The organism is Salinicola endophyticus (assembly GCF_003206575.1).
In the GTDB taxonomy this organism is placed as follows: Bacteria; Pseudomonadota; Gammaproteobacteria; order Pseudomonadales; family Halomonadaceae; genus Salinicola; species Salinicola endophyticus.
Window position 1 is genome coordinate 211,974 of the sequence record NZ_PZJO01000005.1, and the last position, 22,005, is coordinate 233,978.

The 22,005-nt window shown below is 67.5% G+C and carries 21 protein-coding genes; 10 read left to right on the forward strand and 11 right to left on the reverse strand.

The genetic code is table 11. From position 1 onward, the window contains the following. Positions 1 to 73: 73 nt before the first annotated feature. Both DOM66_RS13240 and DOM66_RS13245 read left to right on the forward strand, forming a co-directional pair. Positions 74 to 739 carry a bifunctional 4-hydroxy-2-oxoglutarate aldolase/2-dehydro-3-deoxy-phosphogluconate aldolase gene (locus tag DOM66_RS13240; RefSeq protein WP_110674595.1) on the forward strand — a complete coding sequence of 222 codons (666 nt, stop codon included), beginning with the start codon at positions 74 to 76 and terminating at the stop codon, positions 737 to 739. A gap of 130 nt (positions 740 to 869) precedes the next feature. Next, positions 870 to 1,646: a 3-hydroxybutyrate dehydrogenase gene (locus DOM66_RS13245; protein WP_110690513.1), complete on the forward strand. Its 777-nt coding sequence runs from the start codon at positions 870 to 872 to the stop codon at positions 1,644 to 1,646. Positions 1,647 to 1,680: 34 nt separating this feature from the next. Here the strand turns inward: DOM66_RS13245 and DOM66_RS13250 are convergent, their stop codons facing one another. From DOM66_RS13250 to DOM66_RS13260, 3 genes are read right to left on the reverse strand one after another with little or no spacing between them, the layout of a single operon-like run. Continuing rightward, complete coding sequence (locus tag DOM66_RS13250; protein ID WP_110690514.1) at positions 1,681 to 2,874, reverse strand: acetyl-CoA C-acetyltransferase; 1,194 nt, start codon at positions 2,872 to 2,874, stop codon at positions 1,681 to 1,683. Further along, positions 2,867 to 3,514: a CoA transferase subunit B gene (locus tag DOM66_RS13255; RefSeq protein WP_110674592.1), complete on the reverse strand. Its 648-nt coding sequence runs from the start codon at positions 3,512 to 3,514 to the stop codon at positions 2,867 to 2,869. The genes DOM66_RS13250 and DOM66_RS13255 overlap by 8 nt, the downstream gene beginning before the upstream one ends. A gap of 1 nt (position 3,515) precedes the next feature. Continuing rightward, the gene (locus DOM66_RS13260; protein WP_110674591.1) at positions 3,516 to 4,253 is read right to left on the reverse strand and encodes a CoA transferase subunit A; all 738 of its coding nucleotides are present in this window, start codon (positions 4,251 to 4,253) and stop codon (positions 3,516 to 3,518) included. A 143-nt stretch (positions 4,254 to 4,396) separates the two neighbouring features. Between DOM66_RS13260 and DOM66_RS13265 the strand changes: the two genes are divergently transcribed. Beyond that, positions 4,397 to 5,293: a LysR family transcriptional regulator gene (locus DOM66_RS13265; RefSeq protein WP_110690515.1), complete on the forward strand. Its 897-nt coding sequence runs from the start codon at positions 4,397 to 4,399 to the stop codon at positions 5,291 to 5,293. On the opposite strand, the gene DOM66_RS13270 is transcribed toward DOM66_RS13265, so the two are convergent. The 5 genes from DOM66_RS13270 to edd all read right to left on the reverse strand — a co-directional run bounded on the left by DOM66_RS13270 (position 5,267) and on the right by edd (position 11,052). Beyond that, positions 5,267 to 6,235 (reverse strand): carbohydrate kinase family protein, encoded by a 969-nt coding sequence (locus DOM66_RS13270; RefSeq protein WP_110690516.1) that lies wholly within the window; start codon positions 6,233 to 6,235, stop codon positions 5,267 to 5,269. The two genes, DOM66_RS13265 and DOM66_RS13270, sit on opposite strands and share 27 nt — an antisense overlap. Before the next feature lie 225 nt (positions 6,236 to 6,460). Further along, positions 6,461 to 7,336, reverse strand: a complete 876-nt coding sequence (locus tag DOM66_RS13275; RefSeq protein WP_110674588.1) for an aldo/keto reductase — start codon at positions 7,334 to 7,336, stop codon at positions 6,461 to 6,463. Beyond that, entirely contained in the window at positions 7,329 to 8,237 is a 909-nt protein-coding gene (locus tag DOM66_RS13280) for a D-hexose-6-phosphate mutarotase (RefSeq protein WP_110690517.1), read from the reverse strand. Before DOM66_RS13280 ends, DOM66_RS13275 begins: the two co-directional genes overlap by 8 nt. Continuing rightward, a complete protein-coding gene (gene glk, locus DOM66_RS13285; protein WP_110690518.1) occupies positions 8,234 to 9,193 on the reverse strand; it encodes a glucokinase in 960 nt (319 codons plus the stop codon). Before glk ends, DOM66_RS13280 begins: the two co-directional genes overlap by 4 nt. Continuing rightward, positions 9,190 to 11,052 (reverse strand): phosphogluconate dehydratase, encoded by a 1,863-nt coding sequence (edd, locus tag DOM66_RS13290; RefSeq protein ID WP_110690519.1) that lies wholly within the window; start codon positions 11,050 to 11,052, stop codon positions 9,190 to 9,192. The genes glk and edd overlap by 4 nt, the downstream gene beginning before the upstream one ends. A 244-nt stretch (positions 11,053 to 11,296) precedes the next feature. Between edd and gap the strand changes: the two genes are divergently transcribed. The 4 genes from gap (at position 11,297) to DOM66_RS13310 (ending at position 15,466) form a co-directional block, all read left to right on the forward strand. Continuing rightward, the gene (gene gap / locus DOM66_RS13295) at positions 11,297 to 12,298 is read left to right on the forward strand and encodes a type I glyceraldehyde-3-phosphate dehydrogenase (protein WP_110690520.1); all 1,002 of its coding nucleotides are present in this window, start codon (positions 11,297 to 11,299) and stop codon (positions 12,296 to 12,298) included. A gap of 498 nt (positions 12,299 to 12,796) precedes the next feature. Next, positions 12,797 to 13,105, forward strand: coding sequence for a hypothetical protein (locus DOM66_RS13300; protein ID WP_110690521.1), 309 nt, complete (start codon positions 12,797 to 12,799; stop codon positions 13,103 to 13,105). Between the two features lie 55 nt (positions 13,106 to 13,160). Then, positions 13,161 to 14,441, forward strand: a complete 1,281-nt coding sequence (locus DOM66_RS13305; RefSeq protein ID WP_110690522.1) for a sensor domain-containing diguanylate cyclase — start codon at positions 13,161 to 13,163, stop codon at positions 14,439 to 14,441. A 221-nt stretch (positions 14,442 to 14,662) separates the two neighbouring features. Further along, the gene (locus DOM66_RS13310; RefSeq protein ID WP_245392438.1) at positions 14,663 to 15,466 is read left to right on the forward strand and encodes a dienelactone hydrolase family protein; all 804 of its coding nucleotides are present in this window, start codon (positions 14,663 to 14,665) and stop codon (positions 15,464 to 15,466) included. Positions 15,467 to 15,526: 60 nt separating this feature from the next. Here the strand turns inward: DOM66_RS13310 and pncB are convergent, their stop codons facing one another. Next, on the reverse strand, positions 15,527 to 16,699 hold the full coding sequence (gene pncB / locus DOM66_RS13315) for a nicotinate phosphoribosyltransferase (RefSeq protein ID WP_110690524.1): 1,173 nt from the start codon (positions 16,697 to 16,699) through the stop codon (positions 15,527 to 15,529). Between the two features lie 63 nt (positions 16,700 to 16,762). Then, positions 16,763 to 17,056, reverse strand: a complete 294-nt coding sequence (locus DOM66_RS13320; protein WP_232825143.1) for a DUF4190 domain-containing protein — start codon at positions 17,054 to 17,056, stop codon at positions 16,763 to 16,765. Positions 17,057 to 17,235: 179 nt separating this feature from the next. On the opposite strand from DOM66_RS13320, the gene DOM66_RS13325 reads away from it, so the two are divergent. The 3 genes from DOM66_RS13325 to DOM66_RS13335 are packed head-to-tail and all read left to right on the forward strand — an operon-like array spanning position 17,236 to position 21,130. Then, on the forward strand, positions 17,236 to 18,444 hold the full coding sequence (locus tag DOM66_RS13325) for a GNAT family N-acetyltransferase (RefSeq protein ID WP_110690525.1): 1,209 nt from the start codon (positions 17,236 to 17,238) through the stop codon (positions 18,442 to 18,444). A gap of 33 nt (positions 18,445 to 18,477) precedes the next feature. Further along, positions 18,478 to 20,322: a monovalent cation:proton antiporter-2 (CPA2) family protein gene (locus tag DOM66_RS13330; protein WP_110674578.1), complete on the forward strand. Its 1,845-nt coding sequence runs from the start codon at positions 18,478 to 18,480 to the stop codon at positions 20,320 to 20,322. After that, positions 20,291 to 21,130 (forward strand): fructosamine kinase family protein, encoded by an 840-nt coding sequence (locus tag DOM66_RS13335; RefSeq protein ID WP_110690526.1) that lies wholly within the window; start codon positions 20,291 to 20,293, stop codon positions 21,128 to 21,130. The genes DOM66_RS13330 and DOM66_RS13335 overlap by 32 nt, the downstream gene beginning before the upstream one ends. 165 nt (positions 21,131 to 21,295) lie before the next feature. On the opposite strand, the gene DOM66_RS13340 is transcribed toward DOM66_RS13335, so the two are convergent. Next, on the reverse strand, positions 21,296 to 21,922 hold the full coding sequence (locus DOM66_RS13340) for a TetR family transcriptional regulator (RefSeq protein ID WP_110674576.1): 627 nt from the start codon (positions 21,920 to 21,922) through the stop codon (positions 21,296 to 21,298). Positions 21,923 to 22,005 lie beyond the last annotated feature (83 nt).

Below are 22,005 nucleotides of genomic sequence, written 5' to 3' on the forward strand. Positions count from 1 at the left end.
GGTTAGGGCGCCGACGCTCTGGGCTCACCGGCTAGCGGGGCCCGTCACCGATCATTCAACGAGGAACCTTGTCATGTCATCCACCACCCGTCTCCTGCCGCAGGCGCAGATCGATCGTCTCGACGCCATCTGCCGTGCCACCTCGATCATCCCGGTGCTGGTCATCGAGCGTCTCGACCACGCCGTGCCGCTGGCGCAGGCGCTGGTCGACGGTGGCCTCGACGTTCTCGAGATCACCTTGCGCACCGACTGCGCGGTGGAGGCGATGCAGCGCATCCGTGAGGCGCTGCCGGAGGTCACCTTGGGCGCCGGCACCGTGCTCGGTGTCGAGCAGTACCGGATCTGCGAGGAGCTCGGGGTCGACTTCGTGGTCACCCCGGGCACCACGCCGGCGCTGTTCGAGCACGGCATCGCCAGCGAGGTACCGCTGCTGCCGGGGGTGGCCACGGTCTCCGAGGTCGTCACCGGCTGGGAGCGCGGCTATCGCCGCTTCAAGTTCTTCCCCGCCGAGGCCAACGGCGGTGCCAAGGCGCTCAAGTCGTTCGGCGGGCCACTGCCCGAGGCACTGTTCTGCCCCACCGGCGGGGTGACCGTCGACAACGCCGCCGACTATCTGGCACTGCCCAACGTAATGTGTGTGGGCGGCTCGTGGATGGCGCCGAAGGCGCTGGTCGATCAGGAGGCGTGGGCCGAGATCACACGCTTGACTCGCGAAGCGACGCAGCGCTATCCGCGCTAGGTACGGTCTGAAGCGTACGGCTTGTCGGAAACGTACGGCTTCTGAAAAGTACTGCGCTCGCGGCTTTACCTAATGGCCTGCCGTCACGCGCTGGACGCATCGATCATCGAATATCGAGAGAGGGTTTCCCATGACGCCTACGTCGCACTCTGAAGCGCCACGCGTGGCGGTGGTTACCGGTAGCTCCAGCGGGATCGGGCGTGCCGTGGTCGAGACGCTGGCCGCCCGTGGCCAGCGCGTGCTGGCGGTGGATTTCAACCCCGAGGGCAGGGCGGTGGCCGAGTCTGCCGGTGCGCACTTTTTCGAGGCGGATCTGACCGACGGCGCTCAGTGCCGCGGTGCCATCGACACTGCGGTTGAGGCGTTCGGCGGCGTCGATATTCTGGTCAACAATGCCGGTATCCAGCATGTTGCCGATATCGCCCACTTCCCCGAGGAGAAGTGGCGCCAGATTCTCGATCTGATGCTCACCGCGCCCTTTCTGCTCACTCAGGCGGCGTGGCCCCATATGCAGCGTGGCGGTTGGGGGCGGATCGTCAATGTCGCCTCGATCCACGCCAAGGTGGCCTCGCCGGGCAAGGCAGCCTACGTCAGCGCCAAGCATGGCTTGATCGGCCTGACCCGCACCGCGGCACTGGAAGGCGGCGAGCATGGCATCACCGCCAACGCCATCTGCCCGGCCTATGTGCGTACACCGCTGGTGGAGAAGCAGATCGCCGATCAGGCGCGTCTGAACGCCATGGACGAGGCCGAGGTGGTGGAAAAGATCATGCTCGCCGGGGCCGCGGTCAAGCGCCTGATCGAACCCGCCGAGGTCGCCGAGCTGGTGGCCTACCTGGTCTCCGATGGCGCCGCGGCGGTGACCGGGGCGGATTGGGGGATCGATCTGGGGTGGACGGCCCGCTAAGCGCGAGAGCCTCGCGGGCCGCCGTGGGTCGGGATCAGCTGCGTTCGATCGCGGTGGCGACACCCTGGCCGCCGCCGATGCACAGCGTGGCCAGCCCGCGTGCGACGTCGCGGCGCTGCATCTCGTAGAGCAGGGTGACCAGCACGCGGGCTCCCGAGGCGCCGATCGGATGGCCCAGCGCAATGGCGCCGCCGTTGACGTTGACCTTGTCGGCCGACCAGCCGAGCTCCTTGGCCACCGCCAGGGTCTGGGCGGCGAAGGCTTCGTTGGCCTCGACCAGATCGAGCTGCGCGAGCGTCCAGCCGGCACGTTCCAGACAGCGCCGGGTCGCCGGTACCGGGCCGATGCCCATGGTGGCGGGGTCGACCGCGGCGTTGGCGCTGGCGCGGAGGGTCGCCAGCACCGGCAGGCCCAGCTCGCGGGCGCGTGCCGCGCTCATGATCAACAGCGCGCTGGCGCCGTCGTTGATCGCCGAGGCGTTGCCGGCGGTGACCGTTCCCTCCTTGCGAAAGGCCGGCTTGAGCTTGGCCAGCGACTCGGCACTGACGCCCTCGCGCGGCTGCTCGTCACGCTCGACGATGATGGCGTCGCCGCGCCGCTGGGGTACCGCGACCGGGGTGATCTCGGCGTCGAAGCGCCCGGCGTCGCGGGCGGCCACCGCGCGGCGCTGGGACTCGGCAGCGTAGGCGTCCTGGGCCTGGCGCGAGATCGCGTACTGCTCGGCCAGGTTCTCCGCGGTGATGCCCATGTGGTAGTCGTTGAAGGCGTCCCACAGGCCGTCCTGAATCATGCTGTCGAGCAGTTCGGCGTGCCCCATGCGCAGGCCGGTGCGCGCCTTGGGCAGCACATAGGGCGCCAGGCTCATGTTCTCCATGCCACCGGCGACGACGATCTCGGCATCGCCGCAGCGGATCGCCTGGGCCGCCAGATGCACTGCCTTGAGCCCGGAGCCGCACACCTTGTCGATGGTCATCGCCGGTACGCCGTCGGGCAGGCCGGCTTCGATCGCCGCCTGGCGCGCGGTGTTCTGGCCCAGGCCGGCGCGCAGCACATGGCCCATGATCACTTCGTCGACGCTGGCCGGGTCGATGCCGTCGAGCACCCGACGGATCACCGTGGCCCCCAGGGTGACGGCGGGCACGCTGGAAAGTGCCCCCTGGAAGGTGCCGATGGGGGTCCGCGTGGCGGCGACGATCACCGCGTCGCGGTCGTGGTGGGTATCAGGCATGCTGTGTCTCCCGCTGGTCGATCAGCTCGCAGCCGGTGGCCTCTCGGATCTCCTCGAAGGTCACCTCGGGGGCCAGCTCGACCAACGCCAGGCCCTGGTCGGTGACGTCCATCACGCCGAGATCGGTGATGATGCGATCGACCACGCCGACGCCGGTCAGCGGCAGGCTGCACTCATCGAGAATCTTGTGTTCGCCCTTGGCGGTGTGGGTCATCAGCACCACCACGCGCTGGACCCCGGCGACCAGATCCATGGCGCCGCCCATGCCCTTGACCATCTTGCCCGGGATCATCCAGTTGGCCAGATCCCCCTTGGCCGAGACCTGCATCGCGCCGAGGATCGCCAGATTGATCTTGCCGCCGCGGATCATGGCGAAGGACTCCGCGTTGTCGAAGTAGCTCGAGCCGGGCAGGGCGGTGACGGTCTGCTTGCCGGCGTTGATCAGATCCGGGTCGACGGTCTCCGCGGTGGGGAAGGGGCCGATACCGAGCAGGCCGTTCTCCGACTGCAGCCACACCTCCATGCCCTCGGGGATATAGTTGGCCACCAGCGTCGGCTGGCCGATCCCCAGATTGACGTAGAAGCCGTCGCGCAGTTCGCCGGCGGCGCGTTGCGCCATCTCTTCCTTGTTCCAGGCCATCTCAGTTGCCCTCCCTCAGGGTGCGTTTCTCGATGCGTTTCTCCGGGGTCGGGTTGTGCACCAGACGATGGACGAAGATACCCGGCAGGTGGATGTCGTCGGGGTCGAGGGCGCCGGTCTCGACGATCTCCTCGACCTCGGCGACGCACACCCGGCCAGCCATGGCGGCGAGCGGGTTGAAGTTGCGCGCAGTCTTGTTGAAACGCAGATTGCCGGCGCGGTCGGCGACCTGCGCCTTGACCAGCGCCACGTCCACCGGCAGGCCGCGCTCCATCACATAGTGCTCGCCGTCGAACTCCCGCACCTCCTTGCCTTCGGCGATCTTGGTGCCGTAGCCGGTGCGGGTGTAGAAAGCGGCGATCCCGGCCCCGCCGGCGCGCAGGCGCTCGGCCAGGGTGCCCTGGGGGCAGAACTCGAGTTCCAGTTCGCCGGAGAGGTACTGGCGTTCGAACTCCTTGTTCTCGCCCACGTAGGAGGAGAGCATCTTCTTGATCTGGCGGGATTCGAGCAGCAGTCCCAGGCCGAAGCCATCGACGCCGGCGTTGTTGCTGGCCACGGTCAGGTCGCGCTTGCCGCTGTCGCGCAGGGCCTGAATCAGCGCTTCGGGGATGCCGCACAGGCCGAAGCCGCCGACGGCCAGGGTCATGCCATCCTCGATCAGGCCATCTAGCGCGGCCTGCGCACTGGGGTAGCATTTGCCGCGCTGGCGGCTCTCTTGCGTCTCGGCGGTTTGGGTCATGGTGGGCCTCGGTGTGAGCGTTGGCGTTGTACTTTGCGGGTCATGACGACCTCGGTGTCTATGACTATGACCGCTCCTCGCGCTGTTATTAAATTTATTTTCGCCGATAATTATCGAGGTTTTCTCATTAATGAGGCGTTTTGATGACCGTCAAACAGCTCCGTGCCTTTCTCGCGGTGGCCCAGACCCTGAGTTTCGCCAAGGCCTGTGAGCGGCTGCATGTGACCCAGTCGGCGCTCAGCCTGGCGGTCAAATCGCTGGAGTCGCAGCTCGGCGGGGCACTCTTCTCGCGCACCACCCGCCAGGTGCGGCTGACACCGGAGGGGGAGACGCTGCTGCCGCTGGCGCGGCGTCTGCTGGCGGAGTGGGACGACGTCGAGGACGCCATGCGTCGGCGCTTCCACCTGCAGCAGGGGCATCTGGCGATCGCCGCCATGCCGTCGTTCGCCTCCAACCGCCTGCCGCCGCTGATCGCCGCCTTCCGTCAGCGCCACCCGAGCATCGGTGTGACCATCCATGACGTGATCAACGAGCAGGTGGTGGAGATGGTGCTGACCCAGCGGGTCGAGTTCGGGATCGCCTTCGCGCCGCCGGCGCAGCAGGCGCTGGCCTTCACGCCGCTCTATCTCGACCGCTTCGTCGCCGCGGTGCCGCCGGATTCGGCGTTGGCGGTGGCGAGCGAGGTCTCCTGGACGACGCTGCTCGATCACCCGTTCATCACCCTGCAGCGGCCGTCACAGGTGCGCGTGGCGCTGGAACGCCAGCTGGCGCGGCACGGGGTGAGCCTGCCGGTGGCGTTCGAGAGCCACCAGCTGGCTACCGTGGGCCAGCTGGTCGGCAAAGGGCTGGGCGTGAGCGCGGTGCCGGCGCTGTGTCGCGAGCAGATGGAGGCGCTGGGGGTGCGCTGTCTGGCGCTTCGTGACCCGGTGATCGAGCGGCCGGTCGGCGTCGTTACCCGCGCCGACCAGCAGCTCTCCTCCACCGCGAGCGCCTTTCACGCGCTACTGGTGGGGTCAGGTGGGGAGGTCGTCGAGGTCTGAGCTGCCCGGCAGCGCGGCGAAGGCGCCGGCCCGCGTGGCGGTGAAGGCGCCGCAGCGGGCAGCGAAGGTGAGCGCCGCTTCCAGTTGGGTGTCGTCGGCGAGCCAGTCGGTGAGTGTCTCGCAGGTGACGTCGGCGCGGGACAGGGACGCCAGCAGGCCGCCGATGAAGGCGTCCCCCGCGGCGGTGGTGTCGACCGCCTTGACCTGGGGCGGTGACACCTGCAGCCGGCGCTCGGCGAGATGTGCCACCACCGGACCGGGGCCATCGGTGATCACGATCATGCGCGTGCCGCGGGCCAGCCTGGCGCTGATCCACTCGTCGACGCCCCGGTCGCCGCGTAGTTGGTCGAGCTCCTCCCGGGAGAGCTTGATCAGGTGGGCGCGCTCGAGCAGCTGCTCGACCAGCGCCACGTCGACCCGGCCCTGGGGCCATAGCAGCGGGCGCAGGTTGGCGTCGACGCTGATCAGACAGCCGCCACGGCGGGCGATACTGGCCAGATCCAGGGTGGTGCGGGCGATCTCGGTATCGGTGAGGCTGTTGCTGCACAGGTGCACCAGTGCCGGCTCGGCGAAGATGCCCGAGGGCAGGTGTTCGCGGCGGTAGAGCAGATCTGCCGCCGGCGGCCGGTAGAAGTCGAACTGGCGTTCGCCCTCGCTATCGCGAGAGACGAAGGCGAGGGCAGTGCGTGCCGCGCGGGTGCGCACCACGTGCTGGGTATCGACACCGTGGGCGTCGAGTGCCTCGACGATGAAGTCGCCGAAGCGGTCGTCGCCGATCATGCCCAGGAACACGCTGGGCAGGCCCTGACGAGCGCAGGCCACGGCCGCATTGGCGGGCGCGCCGCCGGCATAGGGGGTGAATGTCTCGGGCCCGGTGTCGTCGCCCAGGCGGCTGGAGAGCATATCGACGAGGGCTTCGCCGAAGGCGATGATGGGGGTCATGGTGTTAGCGATCTCCATGGCGGTCTTGTGGACACGCTGCCTCAATGCCTGCGCGAGCGAGTCGCTTTGTGGCGTGATACGGGGGTGCCAGCGCGGTCGAACACTCGTCTGATCCGATCTCATGACTCGTGTTCTGCGTGCCGTGCGCCGCGCGTACCCTCTCGCTCAGCGATTGATTCAGCGTTTCCCCGGATCCAGGTGGTGGCCAATCAGCGCCGGCGGTACTCAGGGCACCCGGTGGCTGCGTGCTTCCTCGAGCAGGGCAAACCAGGTCGGGCGGTCGAGTTCGAGATTACCGTTCGCCAGCAGACTTTCGATACGTTTTTCGTTCAAGGTGCCGATGACCGGGATCGGCCGCCCCGGCAGGCGCCGCAGCCAGGCCAGCGCGAGCCCGGCGGTGGTCGAGTCGAGACGCTCGGCGAGCTGGGAGAGCGCGCTGCCGAGCACGTCCTCGAACACCGAGCCGCCGCCCAGCGGCGACCACGCCATGGGCGCGAGGCCATCGGCGACGATGGCGTCGTAGAAACCGTCGAACAGGGCATCCGGATGGGCCAGCGAGAGCTTCAACTGGTGCGCCCCCAGGCGGTGGTGCATCGCCGCCTGCAGGCGCCGCCACTGCTCGGGAAGGAAGTTGGAGACCCCCACTGTGCCCACCTTGCCGGCGTCGATGGCGGCGTCGAGGGCGCGGCCGGTGGCCTCGGCGTCCATCAGCGGATCCGGCCGGTGAAGCAGATAGTGGTCGAGCCGCTCGACCCCGAGGCGGGCGAGGGAGCCGTCGATGCTAGCGCCGAGATAGTCCGCTGAGGTGTCGTAGTGCTTGACCCCGAACGCGGAGCGATCGCGCCTGGGCAGCACGATGCCGCCCTTGGTGACGAGATGGATCTGTGCCCTGAGTGCCGGGCGCCGCCGCAGGGCGTCGCCGAAGCGCTGCTCGCACTGCTGGTCGGCGTAGATATCGGCGTGGTCGAACCAGTTGAGCCCTTGGTCGACGCGGCGTTGCAGCCAGTCGCCGAGCGTCTCGGGATCGGCGAACTCGGGGCGCTCGTGAAGACGCATCGTGCCCAGGATGAAGGGGACGTCGAATACCGGCGTCTCAGTCATGATCGGATGCCTTGACGATGGTGGTGGCCAGCAGGTGCTGCCCGTCGGGGACCAGCCAGACAGGGTCGACCCGGGTGCAGGCGGCCTCGACGCAGAGGAAGCGTTGGCCGACCTCGGCAGGGGTGTCTCCCGGCAGGCCCTCGCCCGGATGCCACACCACGGTGGAGTCGCTGCCCTGCTTGGTGATCAGCAGGCGCCGCTGGCCGTCGTCCAGCACCACCGGGCGGTTGGACTGGTAGATGCGATCCAGCGCGCCGCGGATACCCAGCTCGCCCTGCTGCTGCTTCTCGGCGAAGCGCTCGAGCTTGTCCAGATAGCGCGCGCCTGCCAGTCCCTCGACGCGGCAGCGATGCGTATCGGCGACCGCGAAGTAGGTGTGCAGCGCGCCGGTCAGCTTGACCGGCGTGGTGCCGGTGTGGCGGGTGAACAGCTCGACGCTGAGCTTGTGCGCGTTGGCGTGGACCACCACATTGGGTGTCAGCTCGTCGTGCAGGCGTTCCTGCGGCGAGAGATGGATCTCGACCCCGCTGCCGGAGATATCCTCGTCGACCGCGTCCAGGCGCCACTCGGCGGTGCGCGCCGGGCCGTGCATCGGCCCCTTGCCGTCAGGCGACTCATCGGCGAACCACGGCCAGCACAGCGGAATACCGCCGCGAATCGCCCCCGGCAGCGCCTGTGGAGTGGGCGTCACCCAGAGCCAACCATCCTGCGGGTCGGGCACCGGCCGGTCGCCTGCGGCATCGGGCGGGAAAGGCAAAAAGTGCAGGACCTGCGCGCCCTGCAGCGAGAGCGCGAGTTGGCCCCAGTCGGCATTGATCAGCAGCACTCGGCGGCCTTCCCAGGTCGTCTCGCGCTGGCCGTCGGTCGCCGCGATCAGATCGGCGAGCGTATCGGGAATCATGTCACTTCCTCGTTATGCAGAGCTTCCGCCGCGCCCAGCAGGCCGGTCCACGGCGCCGTCACCACCCAGGTGGGGATGCCGGCAGTGTAAGCGCTCAGCCGTCCCTTGTCGGCAAAGGCGCGGCGGAAATCGCTGCGCGGCAGCCACTCGATCAGGCGCGGCGTGATGCCGCCACAGAGATAGACCCCGCCCAGCGCGCCCAGGGTGAGTGCGGCGTCGCCGCAGACGCTGCCCAGAATCTTGAGAAAGCGCATCAGCGTCTCGCGCGCGACCCGATCGCCGGCCCGCGCCGCACCGGTGACCTCGGCGGGGGAGTTGTAGCCGGGAGTGACGCCCAGCAGCGCGGCGTGGGCGAGATAGAGATCGAGCATTCCCTGGCCGCACAGCAGGCGCTCGATCGAGACCCGGCCATAGCGTGCGCGGAAGAAGTCCAGGATCTGACGCTCGCGCTCGTCGGTGGGGGCGAAGGTGGCGTGGCCGCCCTCGGTGGTCAACGGGATCCAGTGGCGCTGGCTCGGCACCAGGCCGGCCATGCCCAGGCCGGTCCCCGGGCCGATCACCAGCCGCGGGCGGCGCGGCTCGGCCTCGCCGTCACCCACCGGCGTCAGGTCCTTGGCATCGATATGGGGGATGCCCAGAGCCTGGGCGGTGAAGTCGTTGATGATCTTGAAGGTACCCAGGCCCAGCGTTTCCGCGACCGCCTTCTTGGAGAACGCCCAGTCGTTGTTGGTCATCTTGACCCAGTCTTCGTGCACCGGGCAGGCGAAGGCCAGGCACGCCTCGCTGGGGGGCTCGGCGCCGACCTTCTCGAGGTAGGCCTGGATCGCTTCGACCAGCCCTGCGTAATGATTGCAGGGCAGGGTCTCGATCGCCTGCAGCTCGACGCTGCCGGGGGCGACCAGGGCGAAGCGGGCGTTGGTCCCGCCGATATCGCCGATCAAGGCGAGTGTCGTCATGAGTGCCCTCCGGGCAGATCGGCGGCGTCGAAGCCACCGAAGACGGCGGCCCCTTCTTCGGCGCCGCCGACCAGTTGTCTGAAGCCGGCGAAGAGTTCGCGGCCCATGCCGTGATGATAATGATCCAGGTCGCAGATTGCAGGTTCGCGACTGGCCCATTCGGCGGCGTCGACCAACGCGCGGAGTTCACCGTTGTCCGGATCGAGGCTGACCACGTCGCCGTCGCGCAGATAGGCCAGCGGGCCGGCGTCGACCGCTTCCGGGGTGACATGGATGGCCGCCGGGACCTTGCCCGAGGCGCCCGACATGCGCCCGTCGGTGACCAGGGCGACGCGGTGGCCGCGATCCTGCAGCACCCCCAGGAAGGGCGTCAACTGATGCAGCTCGGGCATGCCATTGGCCCGCGGCCCCTGGAAGCGCACCACCACGATCACGTCGCGGTCGAGTTCGCCGCCTTCGAACGCCGCCTTGACCTGGCTCTGGTCGTCGAAGATGCGCACCGGCGCCTCGACGCGACGCTGTTCCGGCTTGACCGCGGAGACCTTGATCACGCCGCGGCCCAGGTTGCCGTCAAGTACCGCCAGGCCGCCGGTGGGGGAGAAGGCCCGGGCCACCGGACGCACCACCTCTTCGTCGAGGCTCTCGCGGGCCCCTTCGCGCCACACCAGCTGGTCGCCGTCGAGGAACGGCTCCTGGGTGTAGGCGTGCATGTCGGTACCGAAGGCGCTCTTGACGTCGGCGTGCATCAGCCCCGCCCCGAGCAGCTCGCGCACCAGCAGGCTGACCCCGCCGGCGGCATGGAAGTGGTTCACGTCGGCCTGGCCGTTGGGATAGATCCGGGTCAGGCTGGGGATCACCGTCGACAGCTCGGCGAAGTCGTCCCAGGTGATGGTGATGCCGACCGCCGCGGCCATCGCCACCAGGTGGAGGGTGTGGTTGGTCGAGCCGCCGGAGGCGAGCAGGCCGATCATCGCGTTGACGATCGCCTTGGCAGTGATCTGGCGATAGAAGGGGTGGTAGTCGCCGCCCTGTTCGCTGTTGCGAATCACCTGCTCGGTGCCGTAGCGGGTGATGGCGTCGCGCAGCGGGGTGCCGGGATTGACGAAGGAGGTGCCCGGCAGGTGCAGCCCCATCATCTCCAGCATCAGCTGGTTGGAGTTGGCGGTACCGTAGAAGGTGCAGGTGCCGGGGCTGTGATAGGACTCCGACTCCGCCTCGAGCAGCGCATCGCGGCCGACCTTGCCTTCGGCATAGAGCTGGCGGATGCGCGATTTCTCGTTGTTGGGCAGACCGCTGGGCATGGGGCCGGCGGGGACGAACAGCGCCGGCAGATGGCCGAAGCGGGCCGCGCCGATGAACAGTCCCGGCACGATCTTGTCGCATACACCGAGGTAGAGGGCGCCGTCGAACATGTTGTGCGACAGCGCCACGGCGGTGGCCATGGCGATCACGTCACGGGAGAAGAGTGACAGCTCCATGCCGGGCTGGCCCTGGGTGACACCGTCGCACATCGCCGGCACGCCACCGGCGAACTGGGCGGTGCAGCCCATGCCGCGGGCGGCCTGCTTGATCAGCTCGGGGAAGTGTTCGAGGGGTTGGTGCGCCGAGAGCATGTCATTGTAGGAGGAGACGATGCCGATGTTGGCGCTGTTCATCAGCTTGAGACTGTTCTTGTCGCCGGCGCCGCAGGCGGCGAAGCCGTGGGCCAGGTTGCCGCAGGAGAGCTCGCCGCGATGCACGCCACGCCGGTGCTGGCGCGCCATGCGTTCCTCATAGAGGCGACGACGGTCGGCGGAACGGTCTTCGATACGTCGAGTCACGCGGTCGATCGTGGGGTTGAGCATCAGGGTCTGCCTCATCGAGCTGTCGTGGTTGTTTGGTAAACTTACCAAAAAAAATGCCCGGTAGCCGTGAATGCGGCGTTGGTATTAGTCTTTCGGGGTAATATTTTTTCATGGCGCGATGTTCTAGACTGTCAGCAGTCAAGGACTATCGTCAGTTCAGGCTTCGAGACTGCCCCGGGTTGCCGCAGTGCCCCGGCCTCGTGACCCATCGATCGCCCCGTCCCGCTCGGGGTTTCGCCATCTGAGAGGAGAGAGCACCATGACTTTGCGTGTCGCCATCAACGGATTCGGCCGTATCGGTCGCAACGTACTCCGCGCGCTCTACGAGAACGGCTACCGCGATCGCATCCAGGTCGTCGCCATCAACGACCTGGGTGACCCGGCGCTGAACGCTCACCTGCTGCGTCACGACAGCGTGCATGGCCGCTTCGGCTTCGATGTCGGTCACGACAGCGAGACTCTGAGCGTAGACGGTGACAGTATCCGCATCCTCTCGGAGCGCGATCCAGCCCAGCTGCCGTGGCAGTCGCTGAACGTCGATCTGGTGATGGAGTGCACCGGGTTGTTCACCAAGCGTGACGCGGCCGCCAAGCACATCGAGGCTGGCGCCGCCCGCGTGCTGATCTCGGCGCCCAGCCCCGATGCCGACGCCACCATCGTGTACGGCGTCAACGAGCAGGTGCTGAAGGCCGAGCACCGTGTGGTCTCCAATGCTTCCTGCACCACCAACTGCCTGGCACCGGTGGCCAAGGCGCTGCAGGATGCCGTGGGTATCGAGAATGGTCTGATGACCACGGTCCACGCCTACACCAACGACCAGAATCTTTCCGACGTCTATCACAAGGACCCGTACCGCGCGCGTAGCGCCACCCAGTCGATGATTCCGACCAAGACCGGTGCCGCCGCGGCAGTGGGCCTGGTGCTGCCTGAGCTCAACGGCAAGCTGGACGGTCTGGCGGTGCGTGTGCCGGTGATCAATGTCTCGCTGGTCGACCTGACCTTCACCGCGGGCCGTGACACCACCAAGGAGGAGATCAACCAGATCGTCGAGAAGGCCGCTGCCGCCTCGCCGGTGCTGGCGGTCAACGCCCAGCCGCTGGTCTCGATCGACTTCAACCACGACCCCAACTCCTCGACCTTCGACGCCAACCACACCCGCGTCAACGGTCGTCTGGTCAAGGTCATGGCCTGGTACGACAACGAGTGGGGCTTCTCCAACCGCATGCTGGATACCGCGCTGGCGATGCAGGCAGCCGCCTGACCCTACTGGGTCGCCGAATGGCGTGGGCGCGCTGCGCCACGCCATGCTGACGGCCGCTCGAGGTACTCCCCCCATGGCGCTCTCTAGAGCGCCATTTTTTTGGCCCGATGTTCAGCAGGCCGACATCCTGGTTGTCAGCGGGACAACATCATGGCCCAACGCGCTCATGAGTTGTCCGACGTCGCTGATAGGCCTCCCAAGGCATGCGCCCTGGTATGACGAAGGGCGATCCAACGAGACTGGCAGTGGGCGCCGGGGCTGGTACCATGGCGGCGATTCTCGGGAAGCCATCCGTACAGGGCGCCTGACGGGGTCGGTCGGTAACCCGGGAAATATCGATTCAAGTTCTTTTAGCTGCTGCCGATAGAGTCAGAAAGTTTGAATTATACTTAGATATGCGCTTGAGACTTGGCCTGACGCGACTCTCTCCTCTAAGGTAAGACGGCTCTAATTCTCTAATTCATTATCATTCAACGCCGCGCCGAGGTTGGCAGTGCCATGCAGCAGACGATCCTCAACGCTCATCGCTTGATCGGCGAGACGCTTCGCGAACCCGGCCGAGAGCGGCTCGGACGCATCGTAGGGGTGGACCAGGCGCGACGTGTGCCGCTGGTCTTCGTGCTCTGGCAGGGCCAGCAGGGCATCCAGCGCATCGAGCTGAGTGTCGATGATCTGCGCCAGCTGGTCGCTTCCTGCGAGCGGCGTTATGCCACTGCCAATCCCGCGACCGATGCGGCAGGATCGGCGACGAGCGACACCTATCGGGACGCCGAGGTCGCGCCGCGGCGACGTGCCGGCCTGCGCTGACAACCCGTCTTTACCCACTGCGCCGCCAGTCGCTGCGGCAACATGAGATTGGAGCATGAATCGATCCGATGCCCTGGTTGGCGCGAGCGAGCCGAGCGACGAGGCGCAGCAGTGGCTGCGAGCCATACCGGCTGCCGTCTATGTGACGGACGCCGGCTGGTGGCTGGGAGAAGTCCGCTTCGTTGCCGATGCGGTCGCCGATCTGGGCGGACGCTCCGCCACCGACTACCTCGACCATCCCCAGCGCTGGCTGACCGCGATCGGTGAAACCAGTCGGCTGCAGGCGCTCGAGCGGCTGCAGGCAGCGCTCGACGCCGGCGACACGCAGGTGACTCTTACCTACACGCTGAGCCACGTCGACGGCTCCTCGTCTCGCATCGCCGACACCCTCAACATTCAGCGCGATGCCGAGGGCCAGGTCGTGGCGCTGGTCGGTGTGCTCGAGCGGGTGGCCACCGCGGGCGCCGGTGATGCCGCCTCGCGTGCCCTGCTCGAGCACAATCCTGATCTACTGCTGGTGCTGGATGCCGACCTCGCCTGCCGCGCGGCTGCCGGGGCGGCGGCGCGGGTGCTGGGCGCCAGCGCCGAAGCGCTGGTCGGGCGCTCGCTGTTCGAGTTGATGGCGCCCGAAGATGCGCCACGGGTACAGCGCGCTCTCGATGAGCAGGCAGTGACCGCGGGAGCGGTGCTGCTCGAGCTGCGCCTGCGCCACCGTGACGGCAGCTACCGCTGGTGCGAGATCCACTTCGCCGCCGACTGCGATGCTGTCTGCAGCGTCTCCCCCGGCTGGGTCGCGGTGGCCCGGGACATCACCGAGCGCCGCCGTCAGGCGCTGCAGTGGGATGCCTATGACGCCACCGATGAACTCACCTCGGCCCTCAATGAGCGCGCCTTCCTGGGACTCCTGCGCCAGGCGGTCGCGATGGGCGACGTCCATGGGCGGCTGTCGCTGATCGTGTTCGAGGTCGACGGCTTCAGCGATATCGTCACCCGCTGGGGGCGTGAAGGGGGGGACCTGGTCCTCGCCTGCATCGGCGAGATGTGTCGCGCCACCCTGCGCGAACGGTTCAGCTTCGGTCGCCTCGACGCGCGCGGCTTCGCACTGCTGCTGAGCGGCAAGTCGCTGCAGGAGACCTCCGCCATCGCCGAGCGGCTGCGCGCGCGTTTCGGTACCACGCGGGTCGAGTTCCATGGCCACTGGTTGGCGTTCTCGGTTAGTCTGGGCGTGGCCGAGCGTCGCCAGGGCGAGCCGCCAGAGAGGTTCCTGGCACGCGCCCACAGCGGGCTCGAGGTGGCGATGACCCATGGCGGTAACCGCGTTCAGCAGGCGCCCTGAGCGCCGCCTCGAGGGTTGAGTCTGGTCGATCAGAGGTGGCGGAGACGCGCGGAACCGACATGCGCGAGCCGCCGGGAAATACCGCGATCGGGACCGAGAGCCAGCAGGACACGAGAGCAACGGGGTTTCGGGAGCCACTGGAACACAAGAGTCAACGGGAGCGGCGCGTCACGACGACGCCCTGGCGCCGCCGACCCGCAGTCAACGCAAGGAGAACGATGATGGGACGACTGCTGCTGGCCATGTTCGTCAGCCTGATGAGCCTGCCGCTGTGGGCCGACGAGGTAGTGGGCCCCCATGTGCAGGGCGAGACCTTCGAGTACACCACCGGGGGCCAGACCTACAAGGGCTACCTGGCCTACAACGCCAGCGACGACCAGCCACGCCCCGGGGTGCTGCTGGTGCATGAGTGGTGGGGCCTGAACGATTACATCAAGCACCGCGCCGACCAGCTCGCGGCACTGGGCTTCGTCGCCCTGGCGGTCGACATGTACGGCGATGGCAAGGTCGCGCAGCATCCCGACGACGCCAAGGCGTTCTCCAGTCAGGTGATGCAGGACTGGCCGGCGGCGCGGGCGCGGCTCGATGCGGCGCTGGCGGCGCTGCGTCAGCATCCGGCGGTGGATGGCGATCATATCGCCGCCATGGGCTACTGCTTCGGCGGCGGCGTGGTGATGAACATGGCCCTGGCAGGCATGCCGATCGACGCCGCGATCAGCTTTCACGGCAGCCCCACCCAGGCGGTGAGCCAGCCACAGCCGTTCGACGGCCTGGTGCGGATCTACAACGGTCAGGACGATCCGCTGGTCGACAAGCAGGCGCTGGCCGACATGGCCGCGACCCTGGAGAAGGACGGTGCCAAGGTGCGCGTGGTGGAGTACCCGGGGGCGACGCACGCCTTCACCAATCCCGACGCCGACGCCCTGGCCAAGGAGTTCGACCTGCCGCTGGGCTACAACGCCGCGGCGGACGCGGCCTCCTGGCAGGCTGCGCTGCTGACACTGGACAAGGCGCTCAACCAGTAACCGCCACCGCCCGCGGTCAGTGACCGCGGGCGGTGTCAGCCATGCGCCGGCGCCGCGCGCTCAGTCGCGATGGTTGAGCGCCAGCACGCGCTGGGCCAGGGCGATCATCTCCGGGTCGCCGGTGTGCTTGTCGGGCACGTCCGAGAGCTTGACCACCGGCAGCCAGTGCTGCCCCTCCGGGCGCGCCTCGACCATCTTGATCACCATGTTCATCGGCGTCGCGCCGACGTCGTTGGTGAAGTTGGTGCCGATCCCGAAGGCCATGCCGATGCGGTCCTTGCAGAAGGTGTGGATCCGTTCGACCCGTTCCGGCGTCAAGGCGTCGGAGAAGATGATGGTCTTGCTGCGCGGGTCGATGCCCAGGCGCTCGTAGTGGGCGATGGTCTGGGAGGCGAAATCGATCGGGTCGGCGCTGTCATGGCGCACGCCGTCGAAGAGCTTGGCGAACTTCTTGTCGAAACTCTCGAAGAACGCCTTCGAGGTGAAGGTGTCGGTCAGCGCGATGCCCAGATCGCCGCGATAGACGTCGACCCAGTGCTCCAGCGCCAGACTGTTGGCCATCTTGAAGCCGAAACGGGCGCCGTGGAACATGAACCACTCGTGGGCATGGGTGCCGATCGGCTTGACCCCGTGGCGCATCGCCAGCATCACGTTGCTGGTGCCGCTGAAGGCGCTGCCGCCATGGTGGCGCAGGGCACCCACCACGCGATCCTGGACGTCGAAGGAGAAGCGCCGTCGGGTACCGAACTCGGCGATCTTGAGCCCCAGGCGCTGGTACTGCTCGATCTTGTCCCGGGTACGCGTCTCGACCGTGGTGTCATCGTCGCGGGGCACCTGGCGCAGGCGATACCAGAGCTCGCTGATCAGCGCCATCAGCGGCACTTCCCACAGGATGGTGCGATACCACAGCCCCTCCATGGTCACCGACAGCTCGCTGCCGCGCTGCACGATGGTGACCTCGTCGGGGTTGTAGCGGAAGCCGGCGAGAAAATCGAGATAGGTGGGGTCGAGGTAGGGACAGGTCTGCTCGAGGTAGCGCTTCTCGTCCTCGCCGAGGGTGAGATCGGCCATGGCGTCGACCGCGCCACGCAGGGCATCGCCGAAGCCCTCCGGGAAGGCGTGCTCGCCGCGGTTGATGAAGGCGTAGCGCGCCTGCGCGTAGGGGAAGCGCTTGATCACGGCGTTCTGCATCGTGATCTTGTAGAAGTCGTTGTCCAGAAGCGAAGTTAGCATGAAGTCTCGTCTACGGCGTGGTCGAGTCGCTGAGCCGGGGCTCTCCGGGGTGCCCGGAGGCGATTACATGAAGGCCATGATACCGAACATTGTCGCGACGAAGCCGCCGAACAGCAAAAGCCCGGCCAGCGACAGCAGAATCAGCAGGTAGCCCAGGATCAGACCCGCCAGCGCCCAGCTGTCGCCGGACTCCCGGCTCGCGCGGATCTGGTGGCGGGCGAGATGACCGCACACCACACCGCCCAGCGCGGCCGGCGGCACCAGGGTGCCGAGCACACTGAGCGCGAAGGCGACCAGCGCCATCACGTTGGTGGGACCTGGCGGTGACGGCGGCGGGGTGGGGTGAAGGTCGTTCATGGTATCGGTCGTCGTGATGTCGCTGGCGATGCCCCAGAGTATCGCACGCTTGCCGGACGCTCTCGACGTTTTCGGTGCCGCGCCCTGCGGGCTATCGACTAGGCTGTCAGCGCGGCCCGGCGGCATGAGCGGCACGCGCGCTCAACAGGGACGCGTTCAACCGGGAGGAGAGAAGCGGCATGGCACAGCAGGAAGAGCGTCAGGGAGCGCCGCAGGGCGCGCTGCGGGTTGCGCGGATCGATAGCCTGGCGGCGCTGGATGCGGCCAGCTGGAACGCGGTGGTGGGCACGGGCTATCCGTTTCTACGCCACGAGTTTCTCGCCGCCCTCGAGGCGTGCGGCTGCGCCTGCGCCGAGACCGGCTGGGCGCCGGATCATCTACTGGTCTATCGCGGCGCGCGGCTGGTGGCGGTGCTGCCGCGCTATGCCAAGGGTCACTCGCGCGGCGAGTACGTGTTCGACTGGGCCTGGGCGGATGCCTGGGAGCGCGCCGGCGGCGATTACTACCCCAAGTCGCTGTCCGCGATCCCGTTCACCCCGGCGAGCGGTCCGCGGCTGGGCGTGGTCGCCGACGAGTCGCGCGCTGCGGTGATCTCGGCGCTGGGCCCGGTACTGCGCGCCAGCGGCATGCAGAGCTGGCATCTGCTGTTCGCCAGTGATGACGAGGTGGCGGCATGGCAGGCGGACTTCGGCGCCCCGCTGCTCGAACGCTGCGCGGTGCAGTTCGCCTGGTGCGACGCCAGCTATGGCGACTTCGAGGGCTTTCTCGCCGACATGAGCTCGCGCAAGCGCAAGGAGATCCGGCGTGAGCGCCGGCGGCTGGCCGAGCAGGGCTTCGTGTTCGAGCGCCTCACCGGGGCGGCGATCGACGATGCCGCGCTGGAGCAGTTCTACCGCTGCTACTGCATGACCTATCTCGAGCGCGGCCAGCACCCCTATCTCAACCTCGACTTCTTCACCCGGCTGCGTGACGCCCTGGGCGATGCGATGATGCTGGTCAGGGCCAGCATCGATGGCCGTGCGGTGGCCGCCGCGCTCTGCTTCGAGGGCGACGACACCCTCTACGGACGCTACTGGGGCAGCGAAGTGGCAGCGGATTTCCTGCACTTCGAGACCTGCTACTACCAGGGCATCGAGCACTGTCTGGCGCGCGGGCTGTCGCGCTTCGATCCGGGCACCCAGGGCGAGCACAAGCTCACCCGCGGCTTCGCCCCGGTACTGAGCCGGTCGCTGCACTATCTGGAACACGATGGCTTCCGCGAGGCTGTGGCGCAGTTCTGCCGCGAGGAGCGCGCCTATGTCGAGAGATATCTCAAGCAGTGCCGCGGGCGACTGCCGTTCCGCCAGACACCGGCGGGCCATGGGGCCGCGGCGGATAACGATGATTGACGGCGCGCACGCCGTGACGAGGACCGACAAGCGATGGATTTTCTCACTGAAGCCGCCGTGCTGCTGGGCGCCGCGATCATCGCGGTACCGCTGTTCAAGCGCCTGGGGCTGGGCTCGATTCTGGGCTATCTGTGCATCGGGCTGATCGCTGGCCCTTCGGTGAGCGGTTTCATCTCCGAGCCCGAGACGGTGCTGCACTTCTCCGAGTTCGGCGTGGTGATGCTCCTGTTCATCATCGGTCTAGAGCTGGAGCCCAAACGCTTGTGGTCGATGCGCAAGCGCCTGTTCGGGCTGGGGTCGCTGCAGCTCGCCGGCTGTGCGGCGCTGCTGACACCGATCGGTCTGCTGCTGGGACTGGCGCCGAGCATCGCGATCTTTCTCGGTCTGACGCTGGCATTGTCGTCGACCGCCTTCGCACTGCAGGTGCTCAACGAGCGGCGCCGGTTGGCCACGCCCCACGGCCAGAGCGCCTTCGCCATGCTGCTGTTCCAGGATCTGGCGGTGATTCCGCTGCTGGCGTTGCTGCCGTTTCTCGCCGGGCGTGCGGATGCCGCCCCTGATGATATCTGGATCATGGCGCGAAGCGTCGCCATCGTGGTCGCCGCGATCGTGTTCGGACGGCTGGTGTTCCCGCGGGTGCTGGCCCTGATCGCGCGCAGCGATATCCATGAGATCTTCACCGCCGCCGCGCTCTTTCTGGTCCTCGGCATGGCGCTGGCGATGGAGTGGGCAGGGCTGTCGATGGCGTTGGGGGCCTTTCTCGGCGGCGTGATGCTGGCGGATACGCCCTATCGCCATGAGCTCGAGGCCAACATCGAGCCGTTCAAGGGGCTGCTGCTGGGGCTGTTCTTCATCGCCGTGGGGATGTCGGTGAATCTCGCCCTGGTGCTCGACAACGTGCTGCTGGTGATCGGCCTGGCGCTGGCGATGACCCTGGCCAAGATGCTGGTGCTGGCCGCGATCGGGTGGCTGGCAAAGCTGCCGCGCACCGAGATCCCGCGGCTGGCCACGGTGATCGCCCAGGGCGGCGAGTTCGACTTCGTGCTGCTCACTGCCGCCGTCGCCGCCGGGGTGATCGATCAGCGCATTGCCAGCCTGTGCATCGCTGCGGTCACGCTGAGTATGGCGGCGACGCCATTTCTCTATCAGCTGGGCGAGACGCTGGGCAACCGGCTCAAGGAGACGCGCCCCTACGACACCGACTTCGGTGACGAGACCCCGCCGGTGGTGATCGCCGGCCTTGGACGCTTTGGCCAGATGGTGGGGCGTATGCTCAAGATGCAGGGCATCGCCTTCACCGCCCTCGACCCCAACATCACCCAGGTTGAGTTCATCCGTCGTTTCGGGTCGCGGATCTTCTATGCCGATGCCACGCGGCTCGATCTGCTGCGCGCGGCGGGTATCGACAAGGCGCAGCTGCTGGTGATCGCGGTCGACGGCGAGAACGCGGCGCTGACCATCGCACGTCTGGCCAAGACGCACTTTCCTCAGCTCAAGGTGTATGCCCGTGCGCGCAATCGCCATCACGCCTGGAAGCTGATGGAGCAGGGGGTGGATGGGGTGGTGCGTGAGACCTTCGCCTCGAGCATGGAAATGAGCGTCGAGGTGCTCAAGGGCATGGGCTACCCCAGCTCCAACGCGATCAATGCGGTGCGTACCTTCCGCGATTTCGACAATCAGCTGCTCAAGGATACCTACACCCATCGCAACGACACCGAGCAACTGATGGCGACCGAGAAGGCCGCCATGGAGGAGTTCAAGTCGCTGTTCCAGCAGGAGCTCGACCGCGGCCGCGGCAAGGGCGGCGAGTCCGATCAAGCCGACGACGAGAGTGAGGAGAGCACCGATGATGCAGAGGCTGGCGCAACGTCTCGCTGAACTCGATGACACCTTCCGCGGCAGCCTGACGCCGCTTTCCGGTGGCGACAGCGGCGCTGGCGTTTGGCGCTTGGAGGCGGCGACGCCGCTGATCGTCAAGTGTGACCAGCCCGAACGCCTCGCCGGTGAAGCCGACGGGCTGGCCGCGCTGGCGACGACCGATACCCTGGTGGTGCCGCGGGTGGTGGCACTGGCCGGGGATCTGCTGGTGATGGAAGTGCTGGACGCCAGCGGTCCGCGCGATGGCGCTCGGCTCGGCGAGGGGCTAAGGCAGCTGCACGCCGTCACCCGTGACCCCGTAGCCGAGCATGGCTGGGGGCGCGACAATGCCTGCGGGCTCACCCCGCAGCCCAATGCCATGCTGGCCGATGGCCGCGCCTTCCAGCGCGAGCGCCGGCTGTTGCCGCTGGTGCGCGCCTGCTGCGACCGAGGCCTGCTGGACGCGCCACTGGCGGCAAGGATCGAGCGGGTCGCCGCGACGCTGGAGAGCTGGCTTGCGGACCAGCCGCCGTCACTGGTGCATGGCGATCTGTGGTCGGGCAACGTGCTGTTCACGCCGCGCGGGCCGGCGATCATCGATCCGGCAGTCTATCGTCACTATCCCGACGTGGACGTGGCCATGCTGAGTCTGTTCGGCGACCCGGGCGCGGCCTTCCACGAGGCCTATTGGGATGGCCGGCGCCCGGCCGACTGGTCACGCCGTGAGGCGCTGTTTCAGCTCTATCCGCTGCTCAATCACCTCTATCTCTTCGGCGCCGGCTATCGCGGCGGGGTGTCGCGGGCCGTCGACCGGGTGCTGGCGGCCTGAGCCGGCAGGAGCGAGAGGCGTGCCATGCGCGGTCGAATCAGGCTCGCGGACCAGCGCATGGTGTCGGAGTCGGCTAAAGTAGCCAGAATTACATCAGTAGCTATTAACCTATGAGTGGCGCCCAGTCAGGGGAGTCGAGTCACCTGGCCCCACACCGCAGTATGCTCAGCGTTCGCCGGGCAGATGGGCGATACGCGTAAAGAAGGTCTCGATCATGCGCGGCCCGGTCTCGTCCAGCGCGTACTGGGTCGGGTCGCGCAGCCAGTCGTGCATCAGGCCGCCGAACATCGACATCAGCATGCGGCAGGCGATCTCGGGGTCGACGTCCTTGCCCAGAGCCCCGTCGCGCTGGGCCTGTTCGAGGCGTTCGACCATGGTGTCGTAGCACTCCTGGGCCAAGTGGCTCTGCAGCCCCAGCATGTCGATGTCGCCGGAGGATTCGCAGCGGTGGAAGAGAATGGTGTGTACCCGCTGGGAGCGCGGGCGCTGCAGGCGCTCGAGGGCGTGCAGGCAGGCCAGGCGCAGGCTGGTCAGCGGCGCGTGGGGGCGCTCGGGGTCCTCGACATCGTCGAGCAGCTGGCGCAGCGGCATCTTGACCCGGTCGAGCATGGCGTGGAACAGGTCGGACTTGTTCTTGAAGTGCCAGTAGACGGCGCCGCGGGTCATGCCGGCCTGGCGCGCGATCTGCTCGAGCGATGCGCGCGAAACACCGCGCTCCAGAAAAACGATCTCGGCGGCGTCGAGCAGCGCCTCGCGGGTGGCTTCGGCCTCGGCCTTGGTGCGTTTCGGCATGGTGGTGTCGTCATGAGCGTTGATAAAGGCGGCGTGTGGCTCGATCTTTCTCGGTGGTGTCGAGTCCCTGGCGCGAGAATACC